We start from the raw sequence: 5,004 nt of genomic DNA on the forward strand, positions 1-5,004 counted from the left end.
GCAGCCAGGACGACCTCAAGGCCCTGCTGCCGCAAGGCATGTCAAAGAACAACCCGGTCTAAGCCAGTTCACTGATGTCTACTTGATGACCGCTCGCCTGAAAAGGTGGGGTTGTCTGGACGGTTACCCCCCAACGCCACCGCCACGCAAACGGCCCTTACGGGATAGAGCGTACCCGCCCATGCGCTTGAAAACGACAGGCCGAGCAATGTCGCAACCTCGACAATTGCCGTGAACACCATATAGACAGCGAACGGAGCAACTCGCCATAATATCTCGCCCGGCGGCGCCGCAACAGTGCGCGCGGGGTGGTGTTCCTGAAGCAACGGCATGCTGGTGCGCCCTCAAAACGTCACTGCGGCAAGGGGAGTGCAGAGGCATCGATGTAGGCATCCACTCGCAAGCCACTGACGAGCGGGCCGGGCGCATCGAGCGTGATCAGCACCTCCAGCACACTCCTGTCCACCGGCTCCGACGGGTTGCCGGTGCGCAGGGTCTTGGGCGTCAGGCTGAGCACCACGCGGGTTATCTTGCCGCCGAACCGTTCCTTGCCATAGGCATCGGCCCTCACGTACGCGGCCTGCCCCACCCTGACGCGGCCGATGTCCCGTTCATCCACTTCTGTCCTGACGTTGAGCGCCGCAATATCACCGACGCTGATCACAGGCGAGGGCGCAAAGAGCGAAAAGACTTCACCCGGTTCGCCATGCACACGCAACACCGTTCCGGCCACCGGAGACCGCAGATCCATGCGGCGCAGTGTGGACTCGGCAACCCGGACGGCGGCCTCGGCCGCGGCCAGTTGATGCCCTGCCTTGGCCACGTCCTCCCGCCGGTACATGTCTTCGACCAGCTTCAACTGCTGCCAGGCCGCGTCATACTCCTGCTTTGCCACGTCCATGTCGCGCTGGGCGCGTTCCATGTCTTCCCTGGAGATGGCGTCCTGAGACCGGAGCCGCTGACGCCGCGCCGCCTCCTGCCGGGCCTGCTCGAACACCTTGAGCGCCCGGCGCTCCCTGGCCTGCGCCTCTCCCTTTTCTTCCGGCCTGGCTCCGTTGGTCAGCTTCTCCAGTTCCATTCGTGCGGCAAGCGCATTGGCACGCGCCTCATCAAGCTGGGCCAGTTCCACCTCGTTGCGAAGGCGGGCGAGCAACTGCCCTTTCTCGATCCTGTCTCCCTCGGCCACGTGGAGTGTTTCGATGACCCCGCTGGTCTCGAAGCCGAGAACCAGTTCCTTGGTTACGGGCTCTACCCTTCCGGAGGCGACTATCCACCCCTGCTTCCGCTCTTCAAGGGCCGCAGCAGCAGACGTGCGCGGCATGAGCCCGGTCAGTGGCGGCTGTACCGACCTGGAAAACACGAGCACCGACGCCACGCCGGCAATCGCCGCAAAGACAATCAGCCTGGGCTTCATGGCGAACCTCACCCCGGAACCTTTATCCGTCCATCTTCGATGTGCACGACCCGATCGGCATACGGCATGATACGGTCATCGTGGGTCACCACGACAACGGCGCGACCGCGCGCGTGTGCAAGGTCGCGCAGCAGTGCCATGATCATGAGGCCATTCCCTGAATCAAGCGCCGCCGTCGGCTCATCGGCAAGCATCACCTTGGGCGACCCCGCCAGGGCTCGCGCAACCGCCAGGCGCTGTTTCTGGCCCCCGCTGAGTTTGGCCGGCATCGCGTCCTGCTTGTTCCCCAGGCCAACCTCTTGCAACGTCTGGGCGGCGATCCGCCGCGCCTCCACCCTGGCAACCCCCCGCAGATCCAAGGCCACCTGGATGTTCTGCGAACAGGACAGTGTCGGGAAGAGGTTGTAATCCTGAAAAATGAAGCCGAAGTACTGAAGTCGCAGGGCGGATGTCTCTGCCGCGGACCGCTTTGTCATCGCGTGCCCGTCAATGAACACGTCGCCGCTGGTGGGAGAAAGAATGCCGCCCATTATGGACAGCAACGTCGTCTTGCCACTGCCCGATGGGCCGCGCAGCATCAGCACCTCTCCGTCGAACACGGCCAGGTCCACGTCGCGCAGGGCATACTGGGCATTCTCCCCACTGCCGAAAACCATGCTCACGTCGCGCACTTCAAGTAATGGCCGGGATTCCATCAGCGCCCCTTGAACACGATGGCGGGATCGATGACCAGCACCTTGCGGATGGAGATCACGGACGCCGCGACGCACATGAAAAGCGTGAGAAAAAACATGCCCAGCGCCAGGGGGGGCGACAGGATGATGGCGGTTTCTCCGTAGCGGCGCAGATGTGCGATGGCGAAGCAGATCCCCATGCCAAGGCCGTAGCCCAGCAACGCACTGATCACCGCCTGCCCCATGATGATGCGCAGGATGTACCCGTCAGGCGCCCCCATGGCCTTCAATGTGGCGAATTCGGGCAGGTGGTCCATTGTGGTCGCATACAGCGTTTGGGCAACGATGACCATGCCCACCACCAGGCCGAGCAGTGCGGCCAACACCAAGGCCCCACCGGCCCCGGTGCTGAGCATCCAGTACTCGCGGGTTTTTTGGCTGAACTCCTGGGTGGTGAACACATCCACATGCGCGACCTGCCCGGCGATACGTTTTCTCAGCTCGTCCAGATTCGCGCCCGGATCCGCCTTGACCAGCACGTAGGTGATCTGCCCGGGGGCGAACCGCGAATAGAGATGCCCGTTGCGATAGTCGGTGAATACGTAAGGCGAAGTGGTGAAGGAACGAATGCCAATGGTGAAGCCCATCACCCTGGCTCGATGGGCCACGATTTCAACTTGTTCGCCAAGTGAAGTGACGCCCAGCTTTTCCAGATAGAGGGCGTCCATGATCACCGAGTCCTCGGCGTCCAGACGCGTTGCATCACCCTCGATCATGTTCCATGGACCACCAAGGCCTTTGCGTTTCTCAAAGGCGATGATTTCTATGGACTCCTGCCCGCCATCCGGCTTTTTCCAGAAAGAGAAGTCCACGACCATCCCTGCGGCGTCCGCCACCCCTTCTACCCCCTGAACCTGCTGCACCCGGCTTTCCGGCATGGGCATGGCGATGTCGAACGTCTTGACCCCGCGCGAGGTCACCCACAAGTCGGCCTGACTGTTGTCCACTACGCCGGAGATGGTGGTGATGAACCCCAGGAAAAGCCCGCACTGTATCGTTACCAGCACCACCGCAAAAACGATGCCTGTAAGTGTCACGACAAGCCTTACACGGTCGTGAAAAAGATTTCGGCAGGCAATTTCGAGGATCATGACTGCAGTCCTGCACGGCTGAAGAACGTGGACGACAACACGAACGTCAACCCAATATACTGTACTTCCTCATCAGTTCGTACAGCCTGGCTCGGGACAAATTCGACAATGCGCATGCATTCTGCACATTGCCCTGAGTCTCTGCATACAATTTCGAAAGATATGTCCGCTCGAAGCTCTCCATCGCCTCGCGCTTTGCCTCGCGAAACGACGGGATGACATGCGGCCGCGAAATGGAGAGCGCAACATCCTCTCCAGACTGCAGACGCGCATCCCCATCCACTGCAGCCGGGCTTTGCGCCATCCCGCCCCGTCTGTGGGCAGCACCCTGCCCTTGGTCGGGCCATGCAGGGGTGCTGGCTTGAAGCATCCCCGCATGAATCGTTGCGGGCAGATGCTCGGCAAACAGGGCATCGCCATCCTCGGCCACTGCCAACGTGCAATCTATGACGTTGACGAGTTCCCGGATGTTCCCCGGCCACGGGTACGCCAACAAACGGGCCTTGAAATCCGCCGACATCTGCCTCGGGCTGCCGCCATTCGCGGCGGCTCTCGCCTCCAGCAAATGTTCGGCTATCTCGATCACGTCTGCGCCTCGCTCGCGCAACGGAGGAAGCAACACTTTCATCGTGCTGATGCGGTACAGCAGATCATCGCGGAACGTCCCCAGCCGGGCCATTTCCTGTAAATCCCTGTTTGTCGCCGCCACCAGCCTAAAGTTGCTTGTTTCTTCCTTGCCGCCCCCCACGGGGCGATAGCGTCGCTCCTGCAAGACGCGCAGAAACTTCTTTTGCAGTGACAGCGGCAATTCGCTTACCTCGTCCAGAAACAGAGTCCCCCCGTCAGCCTGCTTGATGAGTCCCACCCGCGACCGCGCCGCACCAGTAAATGCCCCCTGTGAATAGCCAAAAAGCAAGCTTTCCACGAGATGCTCGGGCAACGAGGCACAATCCACGGTAATCAACGGACCATCTTTCCGTGGGCTCATCCGATGGATGGCCCTGGCAAACAACTCTTTCCCTGTCCCGGTTTCACCTTGCAACAGCACGTTCACTATCGCACTGCGTGATCTGGAAATAATACCTAACTGTACCTGCAATTTTGCAGAGCTCCCATAAATTCCAAAATTGCGAAACGATGGAATGTTACAAGATGACGCAGAAAGAGTGGGCAATTTTCCGATCAACGCACAAATGGCTCGTGGCGCCGTACCCTTGCGCATGTAATTCAGCGCTCCGCCAAGCAACGCCGCATGCCCACGATCTGGATTGTAACTATCGGCAACCACAACAACCTGAGGAGATGATGCCGTCTCACGCAGCAAAGTTATTGCAGCGGACACCTCCTGAACAACAGTATCTTCAAGCACCACAAGGTTGCAGTCCATCGACCCACAATACGAAATGCCCTCATCAAATGTAGATGCAATATGTAGTGTATGCCCTTCTGAGACGAGAAGGCGGGACAGGTGGACATACAAATCCGCCTGATGCCCGATCATCAGAATGTTGGCCATTCTCCTCTCCTCTTCGAGGGCAAATGGCGTCACTCCGCGCGCTCCTGGGCCAAACCCAGACCCGGACGCGGCGCACCACTCCCCGACAAACAGAACCTTTGGGAACAAGTAATTGTATGAAAGTAAGCGTCACATCACCTCCTTCTACCGCCCTCGTTTGAAATCCTGCATGCTCATCCTCCAATCAAGGAGGTGCGGGTATGCCGTCGAATCGCAGGCGAAGGTCGAAAAAGGAGTCTTATTGGCGGG

General features: G+C 59.9%; 4 protein-coding genes. All 4 read right to left on the reverse strand.

The genetic code is table 11. The features are described 5' to 3' along the window. Nucleotides 1-352: 352 nt before the first annotated feature. Genes FVW27_RS07685 through FVW27_RS07700 form a run of 4 tightly spaced genes read right to left on the reverse strand, consistent with a single transcriptional unit; the run spans nucleotide 353 to nucleotide 4,755 of the window. Complete coding sequence (locus FVW27_RS07685) at nucleotides 353-1,414, reverse strand: HlyD family secretion protein (protein WP_167124070.1); 1,062 nt, start codon at nucleotides 1,412-1,414, stop codon at nucleotides 353-355. An 8-nt stretch (nucleotides 1,415-1,422) separates the two neighbouring features. After that, the gene (locus FVW27_RS07690; protein ID WP_167124072.1) at nucleotides 1,423-2,109 is read right to left on the reverse strand and encodes an ABC transporter ATP-binding protein; all 687 of its coding nucleotides are present in this window, start codon (nucleotides 2,107-2,109) and stop codon (nucleotides 1,423-1,425) included. Then, complete coding sequence (locus tag FVW27_RS07695) at nucleotides 2,109-3,239, reverse strand: FtsX-like permease family protein (protein WP_167124074.1); 1,131 nt, start codon at nucleotides 3,237-3,239, stop codon at nucleotides 2,109-2,111. The genes FVW27_RS07690 and FVW27_RS07695 overlap by 1 nt, the downstream gene beginning before the upstream one ends. Before the next feature lie 46 nt (nucleotides 3,240-3,285). Beyond that, nucleotides 3,286-4,755 (reverse strand): sigma 54-interacting transcriptional regulator, encoded by a 1,470-nt coding sequence (locus FVW27_RS07700; RefSeq protein ID WP_167124076.1) that lies wholly within the window; start codon nucleotides 4,753-4,755, stop codon nucleotides 3,286-3,288. Between the last annotated feature and the right edge of the window lie 249 nt (nucleotides 4,756-5,004).

The sequence above is a fragment of the Nitratidesulfovibrio liaohensis genome, assembly GCF_011682075.1.
GTDB lineage: Bacteria > Desulfobacterota > Desulfovibrionia > Desulfovibrionales > Desulfovibrionaceae > Cupidesulfovibrio > Cupidesulfovibrio liaohensis.

Bases quoted from the DNA above. Each gene is read 5' to 3' on its own strand.
- FVW27_RS07695 (WP_167124074.1), bottom strand. From the start codon at position 3,239: ATGATCCTCGAAATTGCCTGCCGAAATCTTTTTCACGACCGTGTAAGG.
- FVW27_RS07685 (WP_167124070.1), bottom strand. From the start codon at position 1,414: ATGAAGCCCAGGCTGATTGTCTTTGCGGCGATTGCCGGCGTGGCGTCG.
- FVW27_RS07690 (WP_167124072.1), bottom strand. From the start codon at position 2,109: ATGGAATCCCGGCCATTACTTGAAGTGCGCGACGTGAGCATGGTTTTC.
- FVW27_RS07700 (WP_167124076.1), bottom strand. From the start codon at position 4,755: ATGGCCAACATTCTGATGATCGGGCATCAGGCGGATTTGTATGTCCAC.